Annotated in this window: 14 protein-coding genes; 5 read left to right on the forward strand and 9 right to left on the reverse strand. The window is 73.3% G+C overall.

Annotation, left to right across the window (positions count from 1 at the left end; all coding sequences use genetic code 11):
* Positions 1 to 10 precede the first annotated feature (10 nt).
* The 7 genes from ACZ7M7_RS09790 to ACZ7M7_RS09820 all read right to left on the reverse strand — a co-directional run bounded on the left by ACZ7M7_RS09790 (position 11) and on the right by ACZ7M7_RS09820 (position 14463).
* Positions 11 to 2128 (reverse strand): tetratricopeptide repeat protein, encoded by a 2118-nt coding sequence (locus tag ACZ7M7_RS09790; protein ID WP_472114570.1) that lies wholly within the window; start codon positions 2126 to 2128, stop codon positions 11 to 13.
* Positions 2129 to 2138: 10 nt separating this feature from the next.
* Positions 2139 to 3845: a S1 family peptidase gene (locus tag ACZ7M7_RS09795; RefSeq protein ID WP_472114573.1), complete on the reverse strand. Its 1707-nt coding sequence runs from the start codon at positions 3843 to 3845 to the stop codon at positions 2139 to 2141.
* A gap of 65 nt (positions 3846 to 3910) precedes the next feature.
* Entirely contained in the window at positions 3911 to 6025 is a 2115-nt protein-coding gene (locus ACZ7M7_RS09800) for a hypothetical protein (protein WP_472114576.1), read from the reverse strand.
* Between the two features lie 14 nt (positions 6026 to 6039).
* Positions 6040 to 7305: a VWA domain-containing protein gene (locus ACZ7M7_RS09805; protein ID WP_472114579.1), complete on the reverse strand. Its 1266-nt coding sequence runs from the start codon at positions 7303 to 7305 to the stop codon at positions 6040 to 6042.
* Positions 7302 to 9743, reverse strand: a complete 2442-nt coding sequence (locus ACZ7M7_RS09810) for a DUF5682 family protein (protein WP_472114582.1) — start codon at positions 9741 to 9743, stop codon at positions 7302 to 7304. The genes ACZ7M7_RS09805 and ACZ7M7_RS09810 overlap by 4 nt, the downstream gene beginning before the upstream one ends.
* On the reverse strand, positions 9743 to 10843 hold the full coding sequence (locus tag ACZ7M7_RS09815; protein ID WP_472114585.1) for an ATP-binding protein: 1101 nt from the start codon (positions 10841 to 10843) through the stop codon (positions 9743 to 9745). Before ACZ7M7_RS09815 ends, ACZ7M7_RS09810 begins: the two co-directional genes overlap by 1 nt.
* Positions 10840 to 14463 carry a DUF4132 domain-containing protein gene (locus ACZ7M7_RS09820; RefSeq protein ID WP_472114587.1) on the reverse strand — a complete coding sequence of 1208 codons (3624 nt, stop codon included), beginning with the start codon at positions 14461 to 14463 and terminating at the stop codon, positions 10840 to 10842. Before ACZ7M7_RS09820 ends, ACZ7M7_RS09815 begins: the two co-directional genes overlap by 4 nt.
* A gap of 150 nt (positions 14464 to 14613) precedes the next feature.
* Between ACZ7M7_RS09820 and ACZ7M7_RS09825 the strand changes: the two genes are divergently transcribed.
* The gene (locus ACZ7M7_RS09825) at positions 14614 to 16902 is read left to right on the forward strand and encodes a DUF4132 domain-containing protein (protein ID WP_472114590.1); all 2289 of its coding nucleotides are present in this window, start codon (positions 14614 to 14616) and stop codon (positions 16900 to 16902) included.
* Positions 16903 to 17056: 154 nt separating this feature from the next.
* Positions 17057 to 19333 carry a DEAD/DEAH box helicase gene (locus ACZ7M7_RS09830; RefSeq protein ID WP_472114593.1) on the forward strand — a complete coding sequence of 759 codons (2277 nt, stop codon included), beginning with the start codon at positions 17057 to 17059 and terminating at the stop codon, positions 19331 to 19333.
* 49 nt (positions 19334 to 19382) lie between these two features.
* On the opposite strand, the gene ACZ7M7_RS09835 is transcribed toward ACZ7M7_RS09830, so the two are convergent.
* Entirely contained in the window at positions 19383 to 20288 is a 906-nt protein-coding gene (locus tag ACZ7M7_RS09835) for a LysR family transcriptional regulator (protein ID WP_383603334.1), read from the reverse strand.
* Between the two features lie 86 nt (positions 20289 to 20374).
* Between ACZ7M7_RS09835 and ACZ7M7_RS09840 the strand changes: the two genes are divergently transcribed.
* The gene (locus ACZ7M7_RS09840) at positions 20375 to 21205 is read left to right on the forward strand and encodes an oxidoreductase (RefSeq protein WP_472114596.1); all 831 of its coding nucleotides are present in this window, start codon (positions 20375 to 20377) and stop codon (positions 21203 to 21205) included.
* Between the two features lie 246 nt (positions 21206 to 21451).
* The gene (locus ACZ7M7_RS09845) at positions 21452 to 23029 is read left to right on the forward strand and encodes a S8 family peptidase (RefSeq protein WP_472114599.1); all 1578 of its coding nucleotides are present in this window, start codon (positions 21452 to 21454) and stop codon (positions 23027 to 23029) included.
* A 7-nt stretch (positions 23030 to 23036) separates the two neighbouring features.
* Here ACZ7M7_RS09845 and ACZ7M7_RS09850 read toward each other — a convergent pair whose 3' ends face one another.
* Positions 23037 to 24236 (reverse strand): serpin family protein, encoded by a 1200-nt coding sequence (locus ACZ7M7_RS09850; protein ID WP_472114602.1) that lies wholly within the window; start codon positions 24234 to 24236, stop codon positions 23037 to 23039.
* 98 nt (positions 24237 to 24334) lie between these two features.
* Here ACZ7M7_RS09850 and ACZ7M7_RS09855 point away from each other — a divergent pair, with 98 nt between their 5' ends.
* Positions 24335 to 25537, forward strand: a complete 1203-nt coding sequence (locus tag ACZ7M7_RS09855) for a DUF4190 domain-containing protein (RefSeq protein WP_472114605.1) — start codon at positions 24335 to 24337, stop codon at positions 25535 to 25537.
* Positions 25538 to 25596: the final 59 nt, after the last annotated feature.

The raw sequence follows: 25596 nt of genomic DNA on the forward strand, positions 1-25596 counted from the left end.
ACCCGGCGTATCAGGAGCTTAGCGTTCTGGGTGTTCCTCCGAAACGGGAATGACCGGATCTTCCACGCCGTCCGGCCCTTCTCCACCGCAGCGGGGGACGCAGCCGGTTCGCCAGGTCCACCAGTGCGACGTACTCCCGCTCGGTGGGCGCGTGCGGGCCGAGTTCACGGATGGCGTCGGACAGTTGCTCGCGGTCGCGATGGTGCAGGAAGTGCGCGTACCGGATCTCCGCACGCAGTCCCGCGGCCGCCGCCGCGTCGACGTCGAGGCCGTCCAGGCCCGCCCCCGCCCGTTCCAGGTCGTCCCCGGTGGGCTCCCGGTGGGCGGACCCGTCGGGGATCACGACGCTGAGGCGTACGGCCGCCACCCGCGCCTCGCGTTCGTAGCGGAACTCCTGCGCCAGCCGCACGGCCGTGCCCACCGCCTCGGTCCGCTCGCCGGACAGCAGATGGACGCGGGCCAGGCCGAAGCCGGCGGCGCCGAGTGCGGGGGTGGTGTCGAAGACCGCGCCGTAGTGCGAACGGGCGGCGGCGAGGTCGTCCCGGAGTTCGGCGCACAGGCCGAGGGCGAGCTGCGGTATCAACTCGCCGGGGACCGCCTCCCGCACGGTGGTGAACGCCCGGGCCGCCGACTGCGCGTCCTCGCGGGCCAGCGCGATCATGCCGGAGTACCAGGCGTGCAGCCAGTGCCAGTCGGGCAGGCCCGCCGCCGCGAGTGCCCGCTCCGCCAGTTCCGGGTCCCTTCTGCGCAGGGCGAGCCGGCTCTCCGCCAGGGCACGTCCGGCCGAGCCCGCCATGTCCGGGGCGTCGGGATCGGACAGCGGGGCCGGGAGCGCGGCCGCGATGTCGCCGGGCTCGGGGGAGGCGAACGGCGCGCGCATCGTCAGCGTCGCGTCCTCGCCGGGCCGCGCCTCGACCCAGTGGGCGAGCGGCCGGGCCGCCCCGAGGCCACCGTGCAGGGGCTCGGGCATCGAGCCGAACAGGGCCGACGGGCGCGCCACTTGACGATGGACCGGCGCCGCCGCGACGACCTGCCGGATGACACCGCTGAGCTGTTCCGCGAACTGCCGCGCCGACACGAACCGTCGCCAGGGCTGCTCGGTGTCCGTGGCGCGATCCAGCAGCAGCCGGAGCGAGTCGACGCCCGGCACCGAGCGGTCGGTCCAGCGGGAGTGGCACATCTCGCGCAGGGTCATGCCGAGGGAGTACAGGTCGAAGCCCGGGGTCGGACGCCGATGCTCCGGATCGCCCTCCGGGGGTGCGTACGGCGGGGTGTACGCCACGACCGGTCCCGCGTCCTTCTGGCTGCGCACCGCGCCGAAGTCGATGAGCCGCACCCGGTCCAGCGCGCCCGCCGGGCTCTGCTCCCGGAACCGGATGATGTTCAGGGGTTTGACGTCGCAGTGCAGCAGGCCCCGGGCGTGCAGATAGTCGAGCGCCTGGAGAATGCGGATCCCGTGCGCGAGTAGGGTCTCGAGACGGTCGCCGTCACCCGCCGAGAGCGGTACGCCCGGGACGTACTCCAGGACGAGATGCGGCCCCTCGTGCTCGTAGCCCAGGATGCGGACGATGCTGTCGTGCCGGAGCCCGACCAGGACGTCCCGTTCGTGCAGGGCGGTCCTTGCGACCGACTTGTTCAGGGCCTTGAGGACGACGTGGGTGGCGAGGTTGCGGTCGTGGACGAGGTAGGCCGCGCCGTACGCCCCCGAGCCGAGGACGCGTTCGACGTCGTAGCGGTCGGCGATGGTGAGGCCGCTGGGCTGGGCGAAGTCGAAGCGGGTGCCGCAGCGGGGGCAGAAGCCCTTCGTCCGGCCCGGTTCGCCGGCCGAGCCCCGGCCGACCGGCTCCCGGCAGGAGGGGTTCGCGCAGAAACGATGCTCCTCGGCGACGGGGTCCGCCGACCGGAGCGGTAGGTCCGGGACCTCGGGACCCCGGTCGGAGTCGACCAGGCCGAGCCCGTACCAGGGGTCCGGCCGCACCTGTGCCACGCCGACGCCCGCTCCCCGCACCGGCTCGGGAACACGGACCGGCGGCGCGGCGTGGTCCCGCGGCAGCGGGCGCCGGTCGCACGCGTCGCAGAAGCCCTGCTCGTCGATCTCGCCACGCCCGCAGTCGGGGCGATTGCACATCGGCACGGCGTCACCCTTCCTCGATACGGCGGTTGACCTCGTCCACGTACCGGCCGACCGACCGGCGGGCGGCCGCGAGGTCGATCGGCACGGTCTGCAGCGCGCGGGCGGCGGGGGCGTGCAGCTCGGCGAGACGGCGGTCCTCGTCGCCGAAGTACCGGGCCGCTCGCAGCCGGTGCAGTTCCAGGGTCGAGGAGAGGTCCTCGTGGGCCCCCGCCAGCCGGCGCACCTCGCGGTCGTAGCGGGCCACGGCGGCGCGCGCGGCGACGGCCCGGTCGTGCACCGCGGTGAGTTCGGGGCTGGGCTCCGTCACCCGGGCGACGGCCAGCCGGACCCGCAGCCGGGGCGCGGTGCGGGGCGGCAGCCGGGGCGGGGCGAAGAACCGCACACCCCACTCCTGTTCCAGCGCGGCAGCGGCGTCCTCCTCGGCGGCGAGCAGGCCGACGACCCCCTGGGCGTTCGCGGCGGTCACGGCGCCGACGGCGGGTCCGCGGATCGGTTCCGGGTCCAGGGACACGTCATGGGCGAGACCGTCCGGCGGCACGCCCTCGAAGCCGAGCACCAGACGGAGGCCACGCGACCGGGCCCGTCCGGCCAACTGCCCCAGCAGATCCCGTACGAGCGCCTCCGGGTCCTGCGCCCGGTCCACGCCGCCCACCACCAGACAGGCGGGCGGCCGGCGCCGCAGCAGTTGCCGGGCCACCGCACGGGCGTCGCCGCCGGGGAGCCCGAACCGGCGCGCGAGATAGCCGCACACGTCGGCGACCGACCTGCCGCGGGCGTCGAAGGCCGCGTCGATGACGCCCAGCCCGAGAACCGTGTCGCCTGGCGCCCCGGTGAGTTCGTCGTCGGAGACGGTGGCCCGGGTCGCCGGGTCGGCCGTGCGCACGAGGCGTACCAGCCAGGAGTCGCCGACCGCGGTCGTGCCGCCGGTGCCGACGACGACCGTGCCGGACCAGCCGCTGTCGAGCAGCCGGGTGAGCTCCTGCGTCAGGGCGAGCCGCAGCGGGTCGCCCAGCACGTCGTCCGTCAACTCGCCGCGGGTGCGGCCGAGTTCGTCGGTGGGGTCACCGTCGGAGAACCCCAGCTCACCGATGCGGGGCAGATACGACAGCACCGTCTCGGTGGGCAGCATCCAGGCCGCCTTCGCGTCGCCGTCGACGTAGTCGGCCACCACTATGCCGATGACGCGCCCGTCGAACTCGCCGCCCAGCGCCATCACTCCCGCGCCCGAATACCCGGGCTCGATCCACGGATCGCCCTCGCGCACCCGCTTCAGCAGCCCCCACTCGCCCTGCCGGCCACCGGACCCCGCGAGCCGCGCGTCCGTCCCCATGCCGATCGGGTCGGCATGGGGAAAGCCGTACACGCGCACCGAGCCGCCGGAAATGGGTGCCTTCCACAGGGTGGTTCGGGTGCCGCACCCGGCCGGTTCGTCGAGTTCGAGAAGGGCCACGTCGCCGCGCTGCGTGTCGTCCCTGTGCACCCAGGTGCCCGGGGCGACATGCGCGACACGGCTCCACTCCGGGCGGCACGCGACGCTGCTGATCCGCACGTGAGCCGTGGTGCCCCCAGGGCCCGCTCCGGCGTCCCGGACCACATGCGCGCAGGTCAGCACATGCCGGTCGTCGAGCAGTACTCCGGCGCCGCACGGCGTGCCGTCCTCGTCGTCCACCCTCACGCGCCATGGACCGTCACTGTGGTGATGCAGCGCCATATGCCCACGGTATGGCAACGGACGCCACATCGACCCGAGTTGTCCGGCCAGGCACGTCCCGCCCCTCAGCCGTCCGGGTTCGCGGCGGTGTCGGCTCCTTCCGCGTGCAGTTCCAGGCTCACCGTCAGCTGGATCTGGGCGTCGACCCAGGCGGGGACGGCCGCCGTCGCGCCGTCCCGGTGGAGGGTCGTGTCCAGGTCGCGTATCAGGCGGGCGGCCGTGTGCAGACCGGCGCGTCCGAGTGCCGCCGCGCTGTCGGTCAGGCGGGTGCGGGCGGGCGTCGTCAGTCGGCGCAGACCGCGGTGGGCCGCCTCGGCCAGGGCGGTGAGGGCCGATTCCAGTGCCGTGGTGATCGGGTCGGTGGCCCGGGCCCGGGCCATGGCGAGGGTGGTGTCGCCTTCCCCCGGGGCGAGGTCGGGGATGATCACGCCCTTGGAGGTCAGTACGGCCAACGGGTCCAGCACGATCCTGCCGTGGGCGCGGTTCAGCATGCCGCTGACGCCGTGGACCTCCTCGTCGCCGAGCGCGGCGGCGAGCGCGTCCAGGCCGCCCGGGCAGAGGGGGTTGTATGCGGCGCGGACCAGGATCTCGTTGCCCGCCGGGTCGCGTACGACCGCTTCCAGCCGCTGCGCGGCGGGGTCGTAGCCGACGGACTGCACGGCACTGACCTCCACCACCCGCACCGACTCCGCCTCGACCCGTGGGCGGATCAGACGGGGCGGCCGTTCGCCGGCGGCCCTCAGGTGCGCGGCGGTGTCCCGGAGCAACAGGCTGCCGGGCAGTTCCCGCCAGGCCGAGCCGAGCGGGGTGACGCTCGTGGCGGCGATGCGGCCCCGGGAGATGGAGACGGTCCGGTCGGCGGCGCGTGAGGTGTGCTCGCTGACCACGTTCGCGGCGGCGAGGGTGCGCAGGGGCGAGCCGAGCAGGCGGCGGGCGGCCAACTCGTGCCCGGTGATGGACTGGTCCTCCGCCAGGTCCCAGCGCTTGCGCAGCACCAGCGCGATGCCGGCTTCCGCGTGGGCGAAGTACGTCTCGGCGGTACGGTCGCGCGCCGTGCCGCCGATCCGGCAGCCGAGCGCCACCAGCCGCACCCGGCGCAGCGGTGTCTCCGGTGCCTCCTTGGTGCCGAGCACCCCCACCGGGTCATGTCCGGCGGCGCGGTGCCTGGCGTGCAGCTCGGCCAGCAGCAGGGCGAAGCGCTCCGCCTCGTAGTGGGTGCCGCGTGTGGCGTACGCGTCGATCTGCTCCCGCAGTTCGGCCACCGCACCGGCGGGCCAGTGCAGGGAGGCGGCGGTCAGTGACTCCTGGGCACGGGCGAGGGAGCCGGCGAAGACCGGGCCCGCCTCCTGGACGCCGTCCAGGAGGAGGTCGTCGGCGAGTGCCAGGGCGGTGCGGAGGGGGCCGTCGGTGAGGTGTTGGGGGGCGGCGGGGGCGCGGCCGCCGACGCTTACCTCGGTGGGGTGGGGGGTGTTGGGGGTGGCCGTGGTGGCGGGGGCTTTGGCAGCCGGCGCGGCGGGACCAGCTGCGGACTGTGCGGTGGCCGTGGCCTCTGCCGTCTTCGCGCCGTCCGTTCCGTCTGCGGCCCGGAACGCCCAGACCGCCAGGGCCACCACCTCGCCGCGCAGTGCGGCGGACGCGTCGGTGAGGGCGTAGCCCAGCTCGTGGGGGACCGGGAAACGGACGGTGCAGGTGGGCAGTTCGACGCGGGGTTCCGGGTCGGCGGCGGTGGGGCGGTGCAGTCTGGCGACGTAGCCACGGTCCTTGACGCGCTGAGCGGCGGAGAGGGCCGCCCGGCCCAGCGCGGCGGTCAGGGCGTCGTCGTCGAACTCGGCCGGCGTCCAGTCGACGAACTCGGCCTTTGCTGCGGGCGAGTCGTCCTCCGGGGCGGACCCGGCCGTGCGCTGATACGCGAGCACCAGTCCGATGCGGTGGCGGCACACCCCCGTCGCCGCGCAGCCGCAGTCCGCCGCGTCCAGGCCGAGGCCCGGCGGGAGAGCCGTGTCCGTCCCGTCCGGGAAGCGTCCGCGTACGGTGCCGTCGTCGGCGACGGTCACCTCCGGGCCGGAGCCCGCCGCCAGGTCCTTCTCCGCGCGCTTGACGAGGCCGCGGTTGGCGAGGGAGGCGAGCGTCCCGGGCGTCAGGGCCAGCAGATCGGTGCGGACGGCCGCTGGCTGTGTCATACGAGTCGTCCCACTCATCCGAGACCTCCCGGTCCGCCCTGACCGCCGGGCGCGCCCTGTCCTCCCCGGCCGACCTTCTCCGCCACGAACTCGGCCAGCCGGCCCGGCGTCATCGCGCCCACCGGGGCGCCGACCTGCGCCAGCCGCCCGGCCAGGGCGCGGTCGTAGACCGGGTCGGCGGCCTCGTCGAGGGCGGCCAGGCACAGCACGGTCGTGCCCTGCTCGACCAGTCGGCGCACGGTGCGCACCAGGCGATACGGGTCGCCTCCCTCGTAGAAGTCGGAGACCAGGGCGACGATGGTGCGGCGGGGGTTCTCGACCAGACAGGCGCCGTAGTCGACGGCCCGGGCGATGTCGGTGCCGCCGCCCAGCTGCACCCCCATCAGCAGCTCCACGGGGTCGGTCACCTCGGAGGTCAGGTCGACCACCTCGGTGTCGAAGGCGACCAGGTGGGTCTTCAGACCCGGCAAACTCCACAGGCAGGCGGCGGTGACGGCGGAGTGGATCACCGAGCCGGCCATGGAGCCCGACTGGTCCACCAGCAGCACGAGTTGCCACTGTTCCAGATGGCGGCGGGTGCGCGAGTGGAAGTGCGGGCGCTCGATGAGGATGCGGCGTTCCTCGGGCCGGTAGTGGGCGAGGTTGGCCCGGATGGTGGTCCGGAAGTCGAAGTCGCGGGCCAGGGGCAGCCGGCTTGGGCGGCGCGAGCGGGAGCCGGTGAACGCGCGGCGGACCTCCGGGCGCAGGCGCTCCATCAGCTGCCGTACGACGGTCTCGACGATCCGGCGTGCCGCGGCCAGCACTTGGGGGTTCATCAGGTGCTTGGTGCGCAGGACGGCGCGCAGCAGGGTCTGACTGGGCTCGACGCGGGCGAGGACGTCCGGGTCGGTGACGATCTCGTGGATCCCGTACTGCTCCACGGCGTCCCGCTCCAGCCGCTCCACCGTCTCCTTCGGGAACAGCCGGTGGATGTCGTCGAGCCAGTCGACGGCGGTGAGCCGGGACGGCCCGTTGCCGCCCTCGCGGGAGTCGGACCTCGACCCGCCCCGGCGCACCCCACGGCGACGCAGGTCCTCGTCACGGCCGTAGAGCCAGTCGAGCGCGGCGTCACGGGCCACGGCGGAACCGCGCAGCGGGCCGGTGCAGCGCTCGGCGGGGGAACCGAGGATCAGGCGCCAGCGTTCGAGGGTGGGGTCCGGGGACGTGAGGTCCGCGGCTGTGGGGTCCGGGGCTGTGGGGTCCGGAGTGCTCGGCGTCTCACCGGGAGCCGGGGAATTCATCGCGCCGCCCCCAACCCGTGCCGGTCCAGCAGCCGGGCCACGTTCTCCTCCAGAGCTCGGGCGCGGGCGAGTTGCAGCGGGTCGGCGGTCGTCCGCAGCAGGGAGCGGGCCGAGCCGTGCTTGCCGCGCCGCTGCAGCAGGCGTGCCGCGATGCGCTCGCGTTCGCGGGGCGGGAAGAAGGCGAAGGCCTGGCGGAGGGCGGGCAGGCCGGTGAGGAAGTCGTCCTCGGCCATCGCGGCGACGATGCCGTCCAGGACGTCGATCAGGGGCGCGCCGCGGGCATCCTCGCTGCGGGGATTCGCGCCGCCGGCATCCGCACCGCCGGCATCCGCACTCACCGGGACGTCGGCCGTCGCACCCGCGGCGACCTCCTCGCGTGCCAACGCGAACAGGCCGGCCAGCCAGTCGCCGAGCGTGTCCGCGGCGCCGGCCGAGAGCGCCTGCACGGCCGTCGCCGGGTCGTCGGGGACACCCAACGCCCAGCGCATTCCGAACGCGGCGCCCCGCAGGTCGGCCGGGGCACGCCGGTCGCGGCCGATGCGGGATGCGGCCTCGGCGGCGGCCTCGCGGGTGACCGACAGCAACTCCGGGGCGTGCAGCAGCGCGTCCCGGGCGGCGGCCATTGCGCGGAGCCGCGCGAAGTCCACGCCGGGGCCGCCGTGCAGCCCCTCCGCCAGCCAGAACACGCGGTCGGCGGCGCCCGCGACCACGCTGCCCAGCAGTCGGCCGCGGGCCACGCCGAACACCCGGTCGTGCCGCCACAGCCCCAGCGCGGCGGTCAGCACCTCGCCGAGCGGACCGAGTTCCGGGACCTGGCCGACCTGCTTCGCGAGCGCGTCCAGCAGTTCGTCGCAGAGCGGGCCGACGCCGCACAGCACTGCGTCGAACAGCAGCCCGGCCAGCGGTCCTGCCGCCGTGCCCGCGGCACGCGCCCGCTCACCGAGCATCACCGAGGCCGCCTCGTCCAGCCGCGCTCCGTACGCACCCGCCTCGATGAGCGCGGCCTCCCGTCCGCTCGCCAGGCCGGGCTCCCAGCGCTCGGTGAAGACCGGATCGGCGCCGTCGGACGGGCCCGAGACCCGGGTGAAGCCCGGGACGCCCAGTACGCGCAGGCGATGCAGGATCCGGCTGCGCGTCAGGCCGTCCGGGTCGGTGAGGTCGAAGGTGACCGGTGCTTCCGCGTCTGCCAGGCCCAGGCGGGCGAGCTGCTCTGCGACGTCGTGCACGAGCGGGGGCTGGGGTGTCTCGGGGTGCAGCCGGCCCTCGGTCTCACCGGCGCAGGCGGCGACCATCTCCACCACGACCGGATGACTGCCGGCGCCGAGCGTGCCCCTGCCGGTCCACGGCAGCGGCTGCTCCAGATCGTCGCTGATCAACGCACCGGCGAGACCGTCGAGGACATCCACCCGGGTCTCGTACGGATGCCCCCGCATCAGGGCCAGCCCCTGGGCCAGACCGCGTGCGGCGATCAGATCGGCCGTGGACACCGGGATCCTGCGGGCGCGCAGCCGCTCGGCGACGGAGCGCAACAGGCCCTGTGCCGCGGCGCCCGGACCGCCTTCCCACAGTTGCTGGTAGTAGCCGGGCGAGGGCATGCCGGACTGGTAGCCGGAGAAGGCGTCCAACTGCCGGAAGGAGTACGGCACCAGGAAGCTGCCGCCGAGCGCACCGTCGGGCGGGACGGGGACCTCCGGCCAGTCGTCGGCCCCGTCGGCCCCGCCGTCACCGTGGCCGCCGCCCGGGTACGACAGCGCCCGCAGCGCCGGCTGGTGGAAGCCGCCGGTCACCACCAGCACCGGCCGCCCGCCGGCACGGGCCACCGCGGCCCGTACCCAGGACGCCATGTACGCCTCGCGCGCCCGGTCGCCGGGGTCGGCCTCGGCGTCCCCGCGCACCAGCTCGAAGTAGGCGTCGAGGCGGGCCCCCAGGCCGTCCGGGTCGTGCGGTTCGGTCCTGTCGCCCGGTTCGGCGACCTCGAACAGCCCGTCCCACAGCGCGTCCACCGAGTCCACGGCGAAGTGCTCGCACAGCCGTCGCGTCGCCTCCGTGTACCTCGCCTCGGCGTCGGCGTAGCGGTTGGTCTGCCGGTCGGCGCGTTCCGCGAACGCCGGATGCCAGGCCGGCAGGTCGATGAACCGCACGTCCGCACCGGCGGCGCGACCGTCCCGCAGCGCGATCCACTCCGGGGAGTAGTCGCACAGCGGGGCCCACGAGGTCGCGACGCGTGTCTCGTCGCGGTAGTGGCTGAAGACGGCGACGGGCAGCCGGTGGCCGAGCAGCAACTCCTCCAGCCGGTCGTTCATGTCCGCCGGGCCCTCCACCAGGACGTACGCCGGCCGCAGTGACTCGATCGCGCGGCTGACCAGGCGGGCGCAGGCCGGCGAGTGGTGCCGTACGCCGAGGAAGACGGCGGAGCCGGAGTCGACGGTGTTCGTCATCAGTCCGCCAGGAGATGCCGCGCGTCGTGCAGCGCCTGCCACTGCGCCCCCTTGCGCCGGGGCACGTCCTGTTCCAGGAACCGCCGGAGCCGGGCGAAGTCCTCGGGGCTGTCCTTCGCCGCCGTGCCCGCCAGGCTCGTCACCACGTCGGCCGCGCTGCCGGGCTCGCCGCGCAGGAACCAGGCCCGCACGCCCACCGCGTGCGCGACGGACACGGCCTCGGCGGTACTCATCACCGTCGACATCCGCTCGCCCCGCTCCGCCGGGCCGCGCAGTTCCCGGAAGGTGCCCACCAGGACCTCCAGCACGTCCCGGCGCGGTGCCGCCTCCACGCCCGACTGCCGCAGCAACGCGGTGGCCTCGGCCTCGACCAGCGCCAGCTCGGTGTCGAAGTCGGGAATGGGGAAGACGGTCTCGAAGTTGAAGCGGCGCTTGAGCGCGGCGCTCATCTCGTTGACGCCCCGGTCGCGGGTGTTGGCGGTGGCGATGACGTTGAATCCCTGCCGGGCGAAGACCATGCCCTGCGGGCCGTCCAGCTCGGGGATCGCGATGACCCGGTCGGAGAGCAGCGACAGCAGGCAGTCCTGCACCTCCAGCGGGCAGCGGGTGATCTCCTCGAAGCGCACGATCCGGCCCTCGGCCATGCCGTTCAGCATGGGCGCGGGGACGAGGGAGCGGGGCGAAGGGCCCTCGGAGACCAACAGGGCGTAGTTCCACGAGTACTTGATCTGGTCCTCGGTGGTGGCCGCGCCGCCCTGCACGGTGAGCGCGGAGCTGCCGCTGACGGCCGCCGCGATCAGCTCGGACAGCAGCGACTTCGCCGTGCCCGGCTCTCCCACCAGCATCAGGCCGCGGTTGGTCGCCAGGGTGACCAGGGCCCGCTCCACCAGGGAGACGTTGCCGACGAACTTGCGGCTGATGCCGGCCCGTTCGTCGCCCACGATGAAGCGGCGGGCGGCCCGCAGGCTGAGCTGCCAGCCCGGCGGGCGCGGATCGCCGTCGGCGGCGCGCAGGGCGGCGAGTTCGCCGGCGTGGCGGACCTCGGCGGGCGGGCGCTGGAGCTGCTCGTCGGCCTCTTCGGCAGTCACGGGCGCGGTCACTTCGCGGTCACCTCGGTGAGGTCGGCCAGGATTTCGGAGGCGATGACGGGGCTGAGGTCGCCGAAGCGCAGCGGGTACGGGCGGCTGCTCCAGTAGTCGCCGGGGCTGTTGTCGAGCCAGACGTTCTCGAAGGTCTGGTCGGGGAACGTGTCGACCATGCCGACGGCGATCCCCTCGTCCAGGCCGATGACCACGTAGTGGTCGTCGTCGATACGGCGGTGGAACCAGCGCTCCACGCCGTTGTCCTCCGGATTGCCCCGCTCCCAGCCCCGCTTGGTGAGGCCGAGCAGCTTGCCCACCGGTACCGTCGCGCCCTCGAACCGGGTCAGCCGGTGGCCCGCGGACTCCTCCTCGGTGAGCGCGTGCACGGCCCGGCCGAGCTGCGCGAAGGGCTGCAGGATCTCGTAGTCGGCGAACAGCTCCGACCAGGCGCCGAGATCCTCACCCAGGTGCAGCGGATGCGCCAGCCGGACGCTCGCCTCCTCGGACAGCGTCAGCTCGTCGTCCTCGACGTCGGCGAATGTACGGTCCTCGGCCACCCGGAACGCCGTCACCTCGCCGTCCGCCTCACTGAGCCAGACCAGGCGCCGCACCAGATGCCACAGCAGGGGATGCGTCACGAACAGGTCCCGGAACTCCGCGGCCTGCCAGGAACGCTGGGCGACCATGGCCGCCTCCAGCCGCCGCACCTGGTCGCCGGCGACCGTACGGACGTCCTTCTTCAGCGCGGCGAACCGCTTGCGCTCGGCCGGGGCGAGCTCCGGGTCGTCCTTGGCGGCGGGCGCGGGCAGGGCCTTGCGGGGCTTGCCGTCGGCGTCGCGGACGTACGGCCGCAGCTGCTCGTCGAAGCCGACGGTGAACTGCCGGGTGCCGTAGTCGATGACCGTGCTGCCGTCGGCGTCGAGCCCGAAGTCGGGGACGAGCCGGTCGCCCAGCTGCTCGGCGGTCAGGCCCAGCCCCTCCGCGACCTCGGCGATCTTCTCCTGGGCGCGGACCTTCAGGGCCTTGAACGGCACCCGTTGAGCGATGCCGTGCAGATGCAGCAGTGCCACGTCGGAGCCGATGGTCGCGAGGACGTTCAGCCCCTCCACGGCACGGTGGTGCGCCCCCTCGCCGGGCCACGCGCGCAGCACGGGAGTCAGGCGCCGGACGGTCTCGTCGTCCCCGAGCCAACCCAGGGCGTGCAGCGCCCAGCTCTCCTTCGGCGGCATCCCGGCGAGCCGCCACTGCTCGAACAGGCCCCAGGCGAACACGGCGAGGGAGTCGGCGGCGCAGTGCTCGGTCAGCACGTCGAAGCCGGGGTAGACCTCGCCGGGCTTGGACACCGCCAGCACGGTCAGCGCGTGCCGTACCGCGTCGGCAGGCAGCGCGCCGCCCTCCTTCAGCAGGATCTGCGGCAGCAGCGCCGGGTCGGCCCAGGCGCCCACGGCCGGTATACGTGCCGGAAGCGCGCTCTCCAGCGGATCGGCGGCCAGCAGCTCCTCGACGATGTCCGCGGCCTCCTGACCGCACTCGGCGACGGCCTTCAGCACCGCCTCCCCGCCCTGGGCGTCCGCCACCAGCCGCAGCGCCTGCTCCGCGCCCCGGCGCACCACCCCGGGCTTGCCCACCGCGTGGGGGACGAGGAACGGGACGGCGGCCAGACCGTGCCGCACCAGCCACGCGCGGGCCGTCGCGTCGGCCGACTTCAGGCGGGCCAGCCAGTCGCACACCAGCTCGGCGACCTCGACACTCAGATACGGCAGGACCGGCGTGCCCAGGGTGGAGGGATGCCGCGCGGCGGCGTGCAGCAGCAACGGCAGGGCGTGCACCTCGTGCTTGGCCGCGACCGGCTTGAGAGAGGACTCGCCGTCCCAGTAGTCCTTGGGGGCACAGACGGCCAGCAGCGGTCGTACGACGTCCTCGGGCCCGTCGACGAACAGCCGGACGTCGCGGACGTCCTGCAACTGCTCGCCCCGCTGGAGGATTTCGATCTCCCTGCTCCAGGCGTACTTATCGCGCCACCGGCCGTACCAGGACTTGGTGCCGGCCCACTCCTCCCGCTCACCCGGCAGCCAGGCCACCCGGGGCTCCGGGACGACCGGCGTCTCGTCCGCCACGCGCGCCTTGCGGGCCGTACGCTTCTTCGCCCAGGGTGGGCTGACCAGCAGCGCGGGCAGCGCCTGCGGCGGGGCGTCGGCCACTCGGTCGCTGTTGGTGAGCATCGGTTCGACGAGGTCGGCGACGGCGGCGGGCAGGTCGGGCAGTACGGCGGTCGTCAGCTTCCGGTGCGTATGGACGTGCGCGGCCAGCAACTGCCGGGCCATCGACGCGTACTTGGCGGAGCCGAGCGCCGCCGTGCCCAGCAGGCGCAGGGCGCGGACCGGGTAACGTCGCATCGCCTCCAGCAGATGCGGGCGGACGTGCTTGTCCTCGACGCGGGCGAGAAGGATGCCGAACGCGTCGTCCGAGGGCAGCTCGACCAGGGCGCCGGCGAGGACCTTGGTCCGGTCGGAGCCGTACGCGACATCCAGCCCCTCATCCAGCATCGGCGCGAACGCGGTGCCGGTGCCCTCGGCGAGCGTGGCGACGAACGCCATCGACCAGCCGCCCCAGTGCAGATGCAGCCTGCTGCCGAAGTGGCCGAGCTGCTCGGGGGAGCCGATCGAGCACAGCAGCATCTCCCGGAGCAGCGGGTCGTCCACGACCTCGCCCGTGCAGCACTCGGCGACCCACTCCCGCTCTCCGGGCACCAGATAGGACACGACGATGCGGCCGCGCTCCGCGTCCCGGCACCCCGCGAGCGCGGCGACGGCCTCCCTGTAGGAGTCCTCGTCGGCCGCGGCGAGCAAGGCCCGCATCCGGTCCGCGAAGTGGGGGCGCGCCCACTGGCCCTCGACATGGCCGCCGACGGGCCGGTAGCGCAGCCGGGGATCCTGCCGGTTCATGCCGTACTGCAGCCAGTGGGCCTCGATGTCGAAGTACTCCACGACAGCCCGCGCGGCGAAGGCCAGGCCGTGGTCATGGACCCAGGTGTCCACGAAGACCCCGCTCGGGAGCCGGTAGTGCATGGTCATCGAGGCCAGCGCGGCCGCGCCGAGCGGACTGGGACTCCCGCTCAGATGCCCGCGGGCCGCCTCGACGATCCGGGCGTCGCTCAGCGAGGAGGAGAGCATCTGCTCGATCCAGGCCGCCTCCTCCTTCAGCCGGCCGGCCACCTTTTCCCCGGCGTCCTGGTGCGGCGCGACGGCACCACGCCTGATCCCGCCCCGCCTGGGGTGGACCAACCGCCGCCAGGCGGCCGGTACTTCGAAGCTCTCCTCATCGGGCAGGACGATCTCATCGGGCAGGACGCTCTCATCGGGCAGGGCGACCTCGTCCGGCGAGACCGGCGCCGACTCCACGGCCTGCGCCGCAGCCCCGACGGCGACCTCGGCCGAGACCTCCCGATACCCCTTGCGCTCCTTCTCCGCGATCACCTTCGTCAGATGAAGCTCGGCCGCCTCAACCGAGTCCAGCTCCTTCACCTGCGTACGGCCCTCCGCGCCAACTCGCCCGTAGCGCACGGTGACAGCGGCACCCTCGGCCTCCGCCTCCCAGAACTTCGCCGAACCGTCCCCGACAAACTCCCAGCGCCGCACGGCCCCTCCCCTTCGCCGACCCCCCGGTCGGTGATCGTTCGATCAAGTGGCCGCCACAGTAACGGGGGCCACTGACAACGGGACGGCGGTGTGAGCACGGGGCAGCATCGGCCCGGCGGCGATGTCAGTGCCGGCTGCCATGATCCCCGCATGGACTACGAGAGGGACGCTCCGCACCCCGACTTTTCGCAGGTCTCCGCCGAGGAGCTCGGCGGCCTGCTCGTGGAGACGTACCAGGTGGACGTCTCGGAACAGCATGCGACGACGAGACTTCGCGGCGCGATCGAGGAGGCGGCCAGGGAGCGGCAGCCGCGCTACACGCCGGACGTCTGCCGCCGGCTGTTCGAGATGCTCGTCGAGACGGCCGAGCAGCGCGGCTGGGCGGACCTCACCTTCGGCCTGGCCACGCTGGAGTGCTGCACCGGTCCGCTGCCCGACGTGTCCGAACCGGCCCGCCGACTGGTCGAGTTGCTGCTGGCGAAGGAGACCGTGCGACAGCCGTACGCGCTGCTCGCGGTCGCGGGGCTCGCGGACGCCGCGACCCTGCGGGTGGCAAAGGCGCGGCTCTCGCAGGACGTCGGCCCCGTCGTCGCCGAGGAGATCGCCGTCATCGCCGCCCTCGGCCCGGCCGAGCGGGCGCGGCTGTCCGGGATCGACCGGAGCGACAGATTCAGCTCGCCGTCGCCGTCACTCACCGGCGTTTGGCGCAGTGCGGCCGACACCCCGGCGTACGTCGCGTTCGCCCGCCGTGCCCTGGAAGCCGCGGCCGACCGCACCGACGCGATCCGGGCGGGGGAGATCCCTTACCGGGCGGACAAGGCGTTCACGGACCGTGAGGTCGTCTCGCTCGGGCAGGCCGCCCGGGTGGCGCTGCTGCGCGACGAGCCATGGCTGCCCGAGCTGTTCGACCGGCTGCTGCCCGGCGTCGCCATCGCCCCGGCGCCGGCCAGGACGGTGCCGTCACAGGCGCTCCTGTACGAACTCGTCCGTGCCGCACAGGACTTCCCCACACCCGAGCTGGTGACCGCGATACGGACCGTGCGCGGGAACGTCCGGCACGCCGGAGTCCCCAAGCAGCTCGACAAGATGCTCAAGAAGGTCGAGGCGGCCCTCGCCGAGCGCACCGAGGTGGCGCTGCGGCTGCCGAGGCTGGGGTTCGGTGATGACGGTGTGCTGCGCAGGAAGGCCGGCGACTACGAGGCCGTCGTCACCGTCGCCGAGAACGCCACGCTGAGCTGGGAGAAGGACGGCCGCCCGCTGCGCAGCCTCCCCGCGCCGGTCCGCCGCGACCACGCCGCCCTCGTCAAGGAGCTGCGCGAGCTGGTGAAGCGGGTGAACGCCCAACTCGTGACCCTCGCCCGCGCGCTGGAGGGCGGCTTCACGGTCGACGCCGTGCACCCGTACGGCTGGTGGCGCACCGAGCTGGCCGGACATCCGCAGGCCCGGCCCCTCGTTCGCCGCCTGATCTGGGAGATCGAGGTCGCGCCGGGGGAGTGGCAGGCAGTGCTGCCCGAGGCGGGCGACCTGCCCGACGCACCCGACGACGCCTCCGTACGCCTCTGGCACCCGCTGCGCTCCGCCCCGGACACCGTGCGGGCCTGGCGGGACCTGCTCACCGAGCGGCGGATCCGGCAGCCGTTCAAGCAGGCATTCCGGGAGATCTACCTCCTCACCCCGGCCGAGGAGGAGACCCGCGTCCACTCCAACCGCTTCGCCGCACACCTCGTCCACTACCGCAGGATGTTCGCCCTGTTCCGCGCCCGGGGCTGGACGAGCGGCCGGCTCGGCCCCTGGGACGACGGGGACGGGGACGCGGCCGAGCGCACCCTGGCGGCGGGGGAGTGGCAGGTGCGCTTCTTCCACACCTGGTACGACTGGGCCGACGGCGACGAACTGGCCTCGACCGACCAGGTCCGCTTCGCCCGCCGGGCCGAGGGTGCCTGGCGTGAGGCGCCGCTCGCGGACGTGCCCCCGCTGGTGTTCAGCGAGGCGATGCGGGACGTCGACCTGTTCGTCGGCGTGACCTCGATCGCCGCCGATCCCGACTGGACCGACGCCGGCCCCGGGCGCGCCTACTGGGAGAGGGCCGGCTTCGCCGAACTGACCGAGAGCGCCGCATCCCGGCGCGACGCCCTGGAGCGGATCCTGCCCCGGCTGACGATCGCCGACCGGTGCTCGCTCGACGGCCGCTTCCTGGTCGTCCGCGGCGACCTGCGCACGTACCGGATCCACCTCGGCTCGGCCAACATCCTGATGGAACCGGACGGCAGCTACCTGTGCGTCGTCCCGGCACGGGACAAGCGGGACAAGGACGGCGGCAGAGTGTTCCTGCCGTTCGAGGACGACCGGCTCTCGCTGATCCTCAGCAAGGCGTTCCTGCTGGCCGCCGACACACAGATCACGGACGGATCGATCCTCGCGCAGATCACGAGAAGCTAGGCCGTGTCCGCAAAGTCCCGCCTGCCCCGCGACGCCTGGCACGCGCTCTCGCCCCGCCCGGCGGACGACGGGACTTTGCGGACACGACCTGGCGCGCCGTGGATGGCAGGATGCCAAGGACGCGACGAGAGGGGCGGGAAGGGGCCGGGGCGCGATGGGGCGGAATGAGCGGGAGGCGGTGGCCCGGGGCGGGCGGCTGAACGAGGCGGCACAGGCGGTGGCCGATGACCACGCGCGGGCCGTCGCGGCCGTACGGCAGGCCCTGGAGCCGATGCATGACGACCTGGCGCGGCGCGAGCTGGACGTCATCCCGGTCGCCCGGCTCAAGGACGTCACCGAGGGCAGGCTGCGGCTGGGCGAGGTGGAGAAGGGCGGGTTCCGGACGGTCGGGCAGGTCCTCGACGCCGGGCCGTACCGGTTGCGCCAGCTCCCCGGGGTCGGACAGCAGACCGCCGACCAGACCGTGGCCGCCGCCCGGCGGATCGCCGACGCCGTACGGGACACCATCGCCGTACACATCGACGTGGACCGGCCCGAGCCCCGCACCACCGCACTGGTGATGGCGCTCGGCGTGCTGGTGGAGGCGGGCGACGAGGCGCGCCGGGCCGTCGACGCGGCCAAGGCGCTGACCGAGCGGCTGGGCCCGCTGCTGGCCGAGGCCGGGCCGGCGGCCGGGCGGCTGCGCATGCTGTTCGCCGGGCAGGCCAGGCGGGACCGGGCGCTGACGGCCGTCGCCGAGATCCGCGCCCTGACCGAGCAGGCCGAACAGGACGGCGTGCCCGAGCTGCTCGCCCAGGCCTCGGTCGACCTGCTGCGCCGCCCGGAGTCCGAAGTGGCCGCCCTGGTCGACTTCGAGCTGCGCTCCGCCGACTACTACGGCCTGCTCGCCGAGCTCTCCGGCCGCGCCCCCGACCCGGCGGCGGCCGAGGGGTTCCTGCCGGACGAGGTGGCCGAGCGGGTCAGGAACCAGACGCTCGACGACACCCACCGCCGGGTCTCGCTGCGTGGCTACCAGGCTTTCGGTACCCGCTTCGCCCTCGCCCAGCGCCGGACGATCCTCGGCGACGAGATGGGGCTCGGCAAGACGATCCAGGCCATCGCCGCGCTGGCCCACCTCGCCGCCGAGGGACAGAGCCACTTCATGGTGGTCTGCCCGGCCAGCGTGCTCATCAACTGGACCCGGGAGATCGAGAAGCGCAGCGCACTGACCGTGACACCGCTGCACGGGCCCGATCGGCAGGAGGCGTTCGCGGACTGGAAGGGCCGGGGCGGCGTCGCGGTCACCACCTTCGACGCCCTGCGCGGCTTTCCGGTGCCGGGCGGTGGCGAGCTGGGCATGTTCGTCGTCGACGAGGCGCACTACGTCAAGAACCCCGCGACCCGTCGCTCCAGGACCGTCTCCGAGTGGGCCGAGCACTGCGACCGCGTGCTGTTCATGACCGGTACGCCCATGGAGAACCGCGTCGAGGAGTTCCGCAGCCTGGTCCGGATCCTGCAGCCGGGTCTGGCCGAGACCGTCGACGAGCACGACTCGGTTGCCGGTTCCAAGGCGTTCCGGAAGGCGGTCGCACCGGTCTATCTGCGCCGTAACCAGCAGGACGTCCTCACCGAACTCCCCGCGCTCCAGCACACGGACGAGTGGGAGGAGCCCAGCGCGGCGGACGAGGAGGCCTACCGCGAGGCCGTGCGGGCCGGCAACTTCATGGCGATGCGCAGGGCGGCGTACGCCCGCCCGAAGCACTCGGCGAAGCTGGACCGGCTGCGCGAGATCGCCGCGGAGGCCGCCGAGAACGGGCTGAAGGTCGTGGTGTTCTCCGCGTTCCGGGACGTGCTGGCGGTCGTGCGGGAGGCGTTGGCGCTCGCGGACGCCACGGGAGCGACGGAGCCGTCGGATCCGGCGGAAGACGGACCGGGCAGGGGACGGCTCAGCGGGCGGGTCTTCGGACCGATTTCGGGCAGCGTGCCGCCCGCTCGCAGGCAGCAGCTCGTCGACGACTTCGCGGCCGCGCCGGGCCATGCCGTACTGCTGTCGCAGATCGAGGCGGGTGGAGTGGGCCTCAACATGCAGGCCGCGTCCGTCGTCATCCTCTGCGAGCCGCAGCTCAAGCCGACGGTCGAGCATCAGGCGGTCGCCCGCGCCCACCGCATGGGCCAGGTCCGCTCGGTGCGTGTGCACCGCCTGCTGTGCACGGGCGGCGTGGACGAACGGCTGGTGCGGATGCTGGAGAACAAGACCCGCCTGTTCGACGCGTACGCCCGCCGCAGCGCGGTAGCCGAGTCGACACCGGACGCCGTCGACATCTCGGACATCGCCCTCGCCCGCCGCATCGTCGAGGAGGAGCAGGCCCGGCTGGGCACGACCCCGGTAAAGCCCGCAACGGAAGGGGCGTGCGCCCCGGGCGACGAGGGAGTTATGACCGCCCCGTCATGACCGCCCCGTCATGCCCGCCCCGTCATGCCCGCCCCGTCATGACCGTCCGTCATGCCCGCCCCGCCGCCCGGCGACAAGCCTCCGCGTACGCCCGTACGAGTGGCCGCCCGGCATCCTCGCGCCGCCAGGCCAGCGCATACCGGCTCGCCGACAGCCCCCGCACCGGACGCGTCACCACTGAGCCCAGTGTGACCAGCGGGGCGTTGCCTGCGGCCACCAGGCAGACCCCGAGCCCCGCGACCAGCGCCTCGTACGTCTCCTCGGTGCTCGCGATCTCCGCCCCGATACGCGGCAGGCGCCCGCCCCGCTCCTCCAGCGCCAGCCAGTGGTCACGCAACGGCCCCGCGCTCGCCGGCAGGGCGAGGAACGGCTCCTCGAGCAGGTCCGTGAAGTCGACCTCCGCGCGGGCGGCCAGCGGATGGGCCTCGGGCAGGGCGACCAGTCGGGGCTCCTGAGCGACGACGGTCCAGCCGTAACGTCCGGCGTCCGGCAGCGGCAGCCACACGAAGGCCACGTCGGCCCCACCGTCCGCGAGGCCCGCCGTCGGGTCCTCCCAGCTCACCTGCCGCAGCCGCAGGACGGTCTCCGGGTGCGCGGCGGTGAAACGGGAGCGGATCGCGGGCAGCAGCCCACCGCGTCCCGGACTGGTGCTCATGCCCACCACCAGCGTGCCGCGTGCCGCCGCCCGCGCGGCCTCCAGCGCCGCCGCTCCGTCCGACCAGGCGTCCAGCACCCGCCGGGCGTGCGGCAGCAGTGCCGTGCCGGCCTCGGTGAGCGTCACGCCCTGCGGCTCGCGGCGCAGCAGCTCCACGCCCAGCTGCCGTTCCAGTGCCCGGACCTGCTTGCTGAGCGCGGGCTGGGAGACGTACAGCCGCTCGGCCGCGCGCGTGAAGTGCAGTTCCTCGGCCACCGTCACGAAGTAGCGCAGGTCCCGTACATGAACGTCCATAGCCATAACCATCGGTTATCAGCGTGGGTCTTGGACGGGCAACCCCAGGGCGCAGCAGGCTGGTCCACATCACGGCGATACGAGGAGCTGTCATGAACAAGGTGTGGCTGATTACCGGCGCGAGCAGCGGCTTCGGGCGGGCCATCGCGGACGCGGCGCTCGCCGAGGGCGATGTGGTGGTGGGTGCGGTACGGCGCCCCGAGGGCCTGGACGACCTTGTCGCGGCGCACCCCGACCAGGTGGAGGCGCTGCGGCTGGACGTGGCCGAGACGGGTGCCGCGGAGGCGGCCGTACGGGATGTGATCGACCGGCACGGCCGGATCGACGTCCTGGTCAACAACGCGGGCCGCACCCACGTCGGCGCCTTCGAGGAGACGACCGAGCAGGAGTTGCGTGAGCTCTTCGACGTGCACGTCTTCGGTCCGGTCGCCCTCACCCGGGCCGTGCTCCCGCACATGCGCGAGCGGCGCTCCGGGGCGATCGTGCAGATGAGCAGCATGGGCGGGCAGATGTCGTTCGCGGGCTTCTCGGCGTACAGCGGAACGAAGTTCGCGCTGGAGGGGCTGTCCGAGGGGCTCGCGGACGAGGTCGCCGAGTTCGGCATCAAGGTCCTGATCGTCGAGCCGGGCTCCTTCCGCACCGCGCTGTTCCAGGCGGGCCGGGCCGGGGCCAGCGCGGACAGCGGTCTGTACGCCAAGGTGAGCGGGACCCGCGGCATGGTCGCCGGCGGCGACGGCACCCAGCAGGGCGACCCGGCGAAGGCGGCGGCGCTGATTCAGGCGGCGCTGGAGGCCGAGGACGCCCCGCTGCGGCTGCCGTTGGGCGACGACGGGGTCAGTGCCGTGCTCGGCCACCTCGACCAGGTCCGCGACGACGTCCTGACCTGGGAGAAGCGCACGCGCGCCACGGCGTTCGACAACTGACCGGGCGCGCCGGGGAGCAGAGTTCGAGGACGGCCGGTCCGTTGACCGGCCGTCCTCGCCTGCCCCGGTGCGTCCGGCCGAGTTGGCCGTGCACGGCCCTTGTGTAATTCCTGTGGAGCCCTCAATCTTTCGGCTGACGCACAGGTGCGGCGACGCCCGGAATTGACATGTGCCTGTCTCTCTCGTCACTTCCATGCACCTGTGCACCCCCCACCAGCGCACCACCGATCGAGGAGGACCCCTCAGATGGCAGTGATGCGTAATTCCCGCAGAGACACCCGGCGAAGACTGTCCGCGCTCAGCATGGCGGCCACCGCGGCCCTCGCCGCGGGCCTCGTCTCCGCACTCCCCGCAGCGGCCGCTCCCGAGGGCCGTATCCAGTACGCGGGCGCGGCGAACGCCGTCGCCGACAGCTACATCGTGACCCTCAAGGCGGACCACGCCCGCTCCAGCTCCAAGGCGGGGCGGACCCTCGTCGAGGGGTACGGCGCCGGCATCGAGCGGACGTACAAGAAGGCCCTCAACGGCTACGCCGTCGAGGCCTCGGAGGCGGAGGCCAAGGCGCTCGCCGCCGACCCGGCGGTCGCCTCGGTCGTCCAGAACCGCACGTTCAGCATCAACGCCACCCAGACCAACCCGCCCTCCTGGGGCCTGGACCGCATCGACCAGAAGAACCTGCCGCTCAACAGCTCGTACACCTACCCGGACTCGGCCGGACAGGGTGTGACCGCGTACGTCATCGACACCGGCGTCCGCATCACCCACAGCGACTTCGGCGGCCGTGCCTCCTACGGCTACGACGCCATCGACAACGACAACACCGCCCAGGACGGCCACGGTCACGGCACGCACGTCGCCGGCACCGTCGCGGGCAACGCCTACGGTGTCGCCAAGAAGGCCAAGGTCGTCGGCGTCCGCGTGCTGAACAACTCCGGTTCCGGTACGACCGCCCAGGTCGTCGCCGGCATCGACTGGGTCGCCCAGAACGCGGTCAAGCCGGCCGTCGCCAACATGTCCCTCGGCGGCGGCGCCGACTCCGCCCTCGACACGGCAGTACGCAACGCCATCGCCTCCGGCATCACCTTCGCCGTCGCGGCCGGCAACGAGTCGACCGACGCCTCCACCAGGTCGCCCGCCCGCGTCACCGAGGCCATCACGGTCGGCGCGACGACCTCGACGGACGCCAGGGCGAGCTACTCCAACTACGGTTCGGTCCTGGACCTGTTCGCGCCGGGCTCGTCCATCACCTCGGCCTGGAACTCCAGCGACTCGGCGACCAACACCATCTCCGGTACGTCGATGGCGAGCCCGCACGTGGCGGGCGCGGTCGCGCTCCACCTCGCCGACAACCCCTCGGCCACCCCGGCCCAGGTCGCCTCGGCGCTGACGGCCGCCGCCACGACCGGCGTCGTCACCAGCCCCGGCACGGGCTCGCCCAACCGGCTGCTCCACGTCGGCGGCGGTGGGACCACCCCGCCCGGCCCGCGCTTCGAGAACACCGGTGACTACGCGATCAGCGACAACGCCACGGCCGAGTCCCCGCTGACGGTCTCCGGCGTCTCGGGCAACGCGCCCTCGGCCCTTCCCGTCGAGGTCCACATCGTCCACACGTACATCGGCGATCTCCAGGTCCAGCTGATCGCCCCCGACGGCACGGCGTACACGCTGAAGTCGTACGGCACGGGCGGCAGTTCGGACAACATCAACACCACGTACTCGGTGAACGCCTCCTCGGAGGCCGCGGCCGGCACGTGGAAGCTGCGCGTGAGCGACAACGCGCGCTACGACACCGGGCGCATCGACGCCTGGGCGCTTCAGTTCTGATCCCGGATCAGTAGTCCTTCTCGTCCTCGCGGTACGGCTCCGGGTCCGTGACCCAGCCGGCCGCGAGGACGAGCCGTGAGTGGCGGTGCAGGGCGAGGAAGCCGAAGGGGCGGTCGTAGGTGGCCCGGACGGTGGTGGTCACCCAGCGGTCCGGGAGCGGGGCGCTGCCTGCCACCACGTCGAAGGCCGTCACCGCGGCCGCACGGAAGCCCAGCTCGCCGAACCGCGCCATCGTGGACTGCCGGGCCGATCCGATGGCCAGGGGAAAGCCGGCGATACCGGGAAAGTGGCCACGGCTCGTGTCCAGGGCCGACGTCAGGCCGAACACCCGGTGCAACTCCAGCAGATCGTGGTGCGCGTCCAGGTCGAACGCCACCGTCTCCACCTCCAGCGTCGGCGGTACGGGGCGGGTGTTCCGCTGCTTCACCACCGACAGTCCCGGCCCCGCGTCCCCGTAGGGCAGTCGGGACCCCGGCACCACCGCGTGCCTGTGCTCCAGGATGCCGACTCCCGCCCCCAGCACCGCCCCTGCCGTCATCCCCTCCTCGCCGAGCAGCAGATGGACGTCGATCGCGTTGTCGCACAGGACCTTCAGTTCCGTGACGTGACCCGCCGGTGTGTCCGCGACCCCGACCCGGTCAAGCAGCGTGCTCCTGCGGTACAGGCCCAGCAGCGTACGGTCACTCCAGGGACCGGCCTCCGGCAACGTCGGCCGGTCCCTGAAGCGCCGCAGCCACTCCGTTCGCAACGCCAGCGCACTCGCCAACACCATCTCGGTGCCCCGGTCCAGCTGCACGGGCATCCCGTCGATCAACCCACCCGTCCGCTTCACCGCCCACGCGTCCAGCGCCGCCTTGTCGGCCTCCGCATTCCCCGTCAGCACCCCGTGCGCCTGCGCGGGAAGCCCCGCCTCCCACCGCTCCCGCAGCTCCAGCGTCCGCCTGGTCCACAGCCCGAGCGCCGAGCCGAGTCCCCGCATCGCCCCCATCGCGCCCAGCAACTCCCGCGCAGCGCCCGCCGCTTCGTCCGCCGGCAACCCCACCGCCTCGGCCAGCTCCTCGCGCGCCGGACCGCCCGCCCCGTCCGCCAGGAAGGCGAGCAGCGGCCACACACCGGCAGCCGAGAACACCGTGCCGCCCTCGGAAGCCGACGCCCACCGCGCCGTCAGCCCGTTGACCGCCCGGATCGTCGCATTCGTGACCCGCATGACGTCCCCCATCGCCCACCCCGCGCTTACGATTCGCCCAGTCGTACGCCAGTTCCCACCACCCGGCACCGCCGCCCGAACGCAGGAGCACGGTACTCGTGTCCATACCTCCGCCTCCCGGACCCCACCAGCCACCGGGGCCCCCGGGGCAGCCCCAAGGGCCGTACGCGCAGGGCCAGTACCCGTCGCCGTACCCCTACGGCGCACCCGCTGCCCAGGGGCCGTACCCGTACCACCCCTACGGCGCCTACGGCCGCTCCGTGCCCGTCAACGGCGTGGCCATCGGGGCCCTCGTCCTCGGCATCCTCTGCTTCGTGCCGGCCGTGGGACTGGTGCTGGGGCTGATCGCGCTGGTGCAGATCAGGAAGAACGGCGAACGCGGCAGGGGCATGGCGGTCGCCGGCTCCGTGCTGTCCTGCGTCGGGCTCGTGCTGTGGTCCCTGCTGCTGTCCACGGGCGCCGCCTCCGACTTCTGGGGCGGCTTCAAGGGCGCCGCGAGCGGCGAGGGCACCGCTTTCGCGCTCGCCAAGGGCGACTGCTTCAACTCCTCGACCGGCAGCCTGCAGGGCCGGACCTACGACGTCGACGAGGTGCCCTGCGTCGGCCGGCACGACGCCGAGGTCGTGGCCGTCGTGAAGGTGCCGGACGGCTCCTTTCCCGGTGACGACGAGCTGGCGGATGTCGCGGACGACAAGTGCTACGAGCAGGCGGGCCTCTACGCCTTGGACGCCTGGGCCCTCCCGGACGGTGTGGAGGTGTACTACCTCGTGCCGACCCGGCAGAGCTGGCGCTTCGGCGACCGCGCGATCACCTGCATGTTCGGCAGCACGGACGGCAAGCCCCTGGCCGAGTCGCTGCGCCGTGACTACATGACCCTCGACGGGTACCAGGTGAGGTTCCTGTCGGCGTCCAACCACATCGACAACGTCCTGTACGAGGAGCCCGAGGCCTACCCCGAGGAGGACCTGGCGGCGAACCGGGCCTGGGCGAAGGACGTCCACCGCGTCCTCGGCGAGCAGATCGAGAACCTGCGCACGCCACCCTGGCCGGAGGATGCCAAGGCGCCCGTCACCGAGTTCCTCGCGGAGATGGAGGACTCCCGCAAGGAGTGGGCCAAGGCGGCGGCGGCCGACGACGCGGACACGTTCTACACGCACTACGAAAAGGCGTACGGCTACGTCGACGGCGCCGCGACCGTCACCGCGCGCAAAGCTCTGGGCCTGGACACGACCGTGCCGACGTACGAGGACGACTCCGAAAGCGGCGACGAGGGTGGAAGTGGGGGCGGCCTCGATGTGTGAGAGCGCCCTATACGGAAAGAAAGTGCCTGGGTAAAGCCCACCCCCGGCACAAGTCATCA

This window comes from Streptomyces sp. NPDC111606, assembly GCF_055656945.1.

Bases quoted from the DNA above. Each gene is read 5' to 3' on its own strand.
- ACZ7M7_RS09790 (WP_472114570.1), bottom strand. From the start codon at position 2,128: ATGTGCAATCGCCCCGACTGCGGGCGTGGCGAGATCGACGAGCAGGGC.
- ACZ7M7_RS09795 (WP_472114573.1), bottom strand. From the start codon at position 3,845: ATGGCGCTGCATCACCACAGTGACGGTCCATGGCGCGTGAGGGTGGAC.
- ACZ7M7_RS09800 (WP_472114576.1), bottom strand. From the start codon at position 6,025: ATGACACAGCCAGCGGCCGTCCGCACCGATCTGCTGGCCCTGACGCCC.
- ACZ7M7_RS09805 (WP_472114579.1), bottom strand. From the start codon at position 7,305: ATGAATTCCCCGGCTCCCGGTGAGACGCCGAGCACTCCGGACCCCACA.
- ACZ7M7_RS09810 (WP_472114582.1), bottom strand. From the start codon at position 9,743: ATGACGAACACCGTCGACTCCGGCTCCGCCGTCTTCCTCGGCGTACGG.
- ACZ7M7_RS09825 (WP_472114590.1), top strand. From the start codon at position 14,614: ATGGACTACGAGAGGGACGCTCCGCACCCCGACTTTTCGCAGGTCTCC.
- ACZ7M7_RS09830 (WP_472114593.1), top strand. From the start codon at position 17,057: ATGGGGCGGAATGAGCGGGAGGCGGTGGCCCGGGGCGGGCGGCTGAAC.
- ACZ7M7_RS09835 (WP_383603334.1), bottom strand. From the start codon at position 20,288: ATGGCTATGGACGTTCATGTACGGGACCTGCGCTACTTCGTGACGGTG.
- ACZ7M7_RS09840 (WP_472114596.1), top strand. From the start codon at position 20,375: ATGAACAAGGTGTGGCTGATTACCGGCGCGAGCAGCGGCTTCGGGCGG.
- ACZ7M7_RS09845 (WP_472114599.1), top strand. From the start codon at position 21,452: ATGGCAGTGATGCGTAATTCCCGCAGAGACACCCGGCGAAGACTGTCC.
- ACZ7M7_RS09850 (WP_472114602.1), bottom strand. From the start codon at position 24,236: ATGCGGGTCACGAATGCGACGATCCGGGCGGTCAACGGGCTGACGGCG.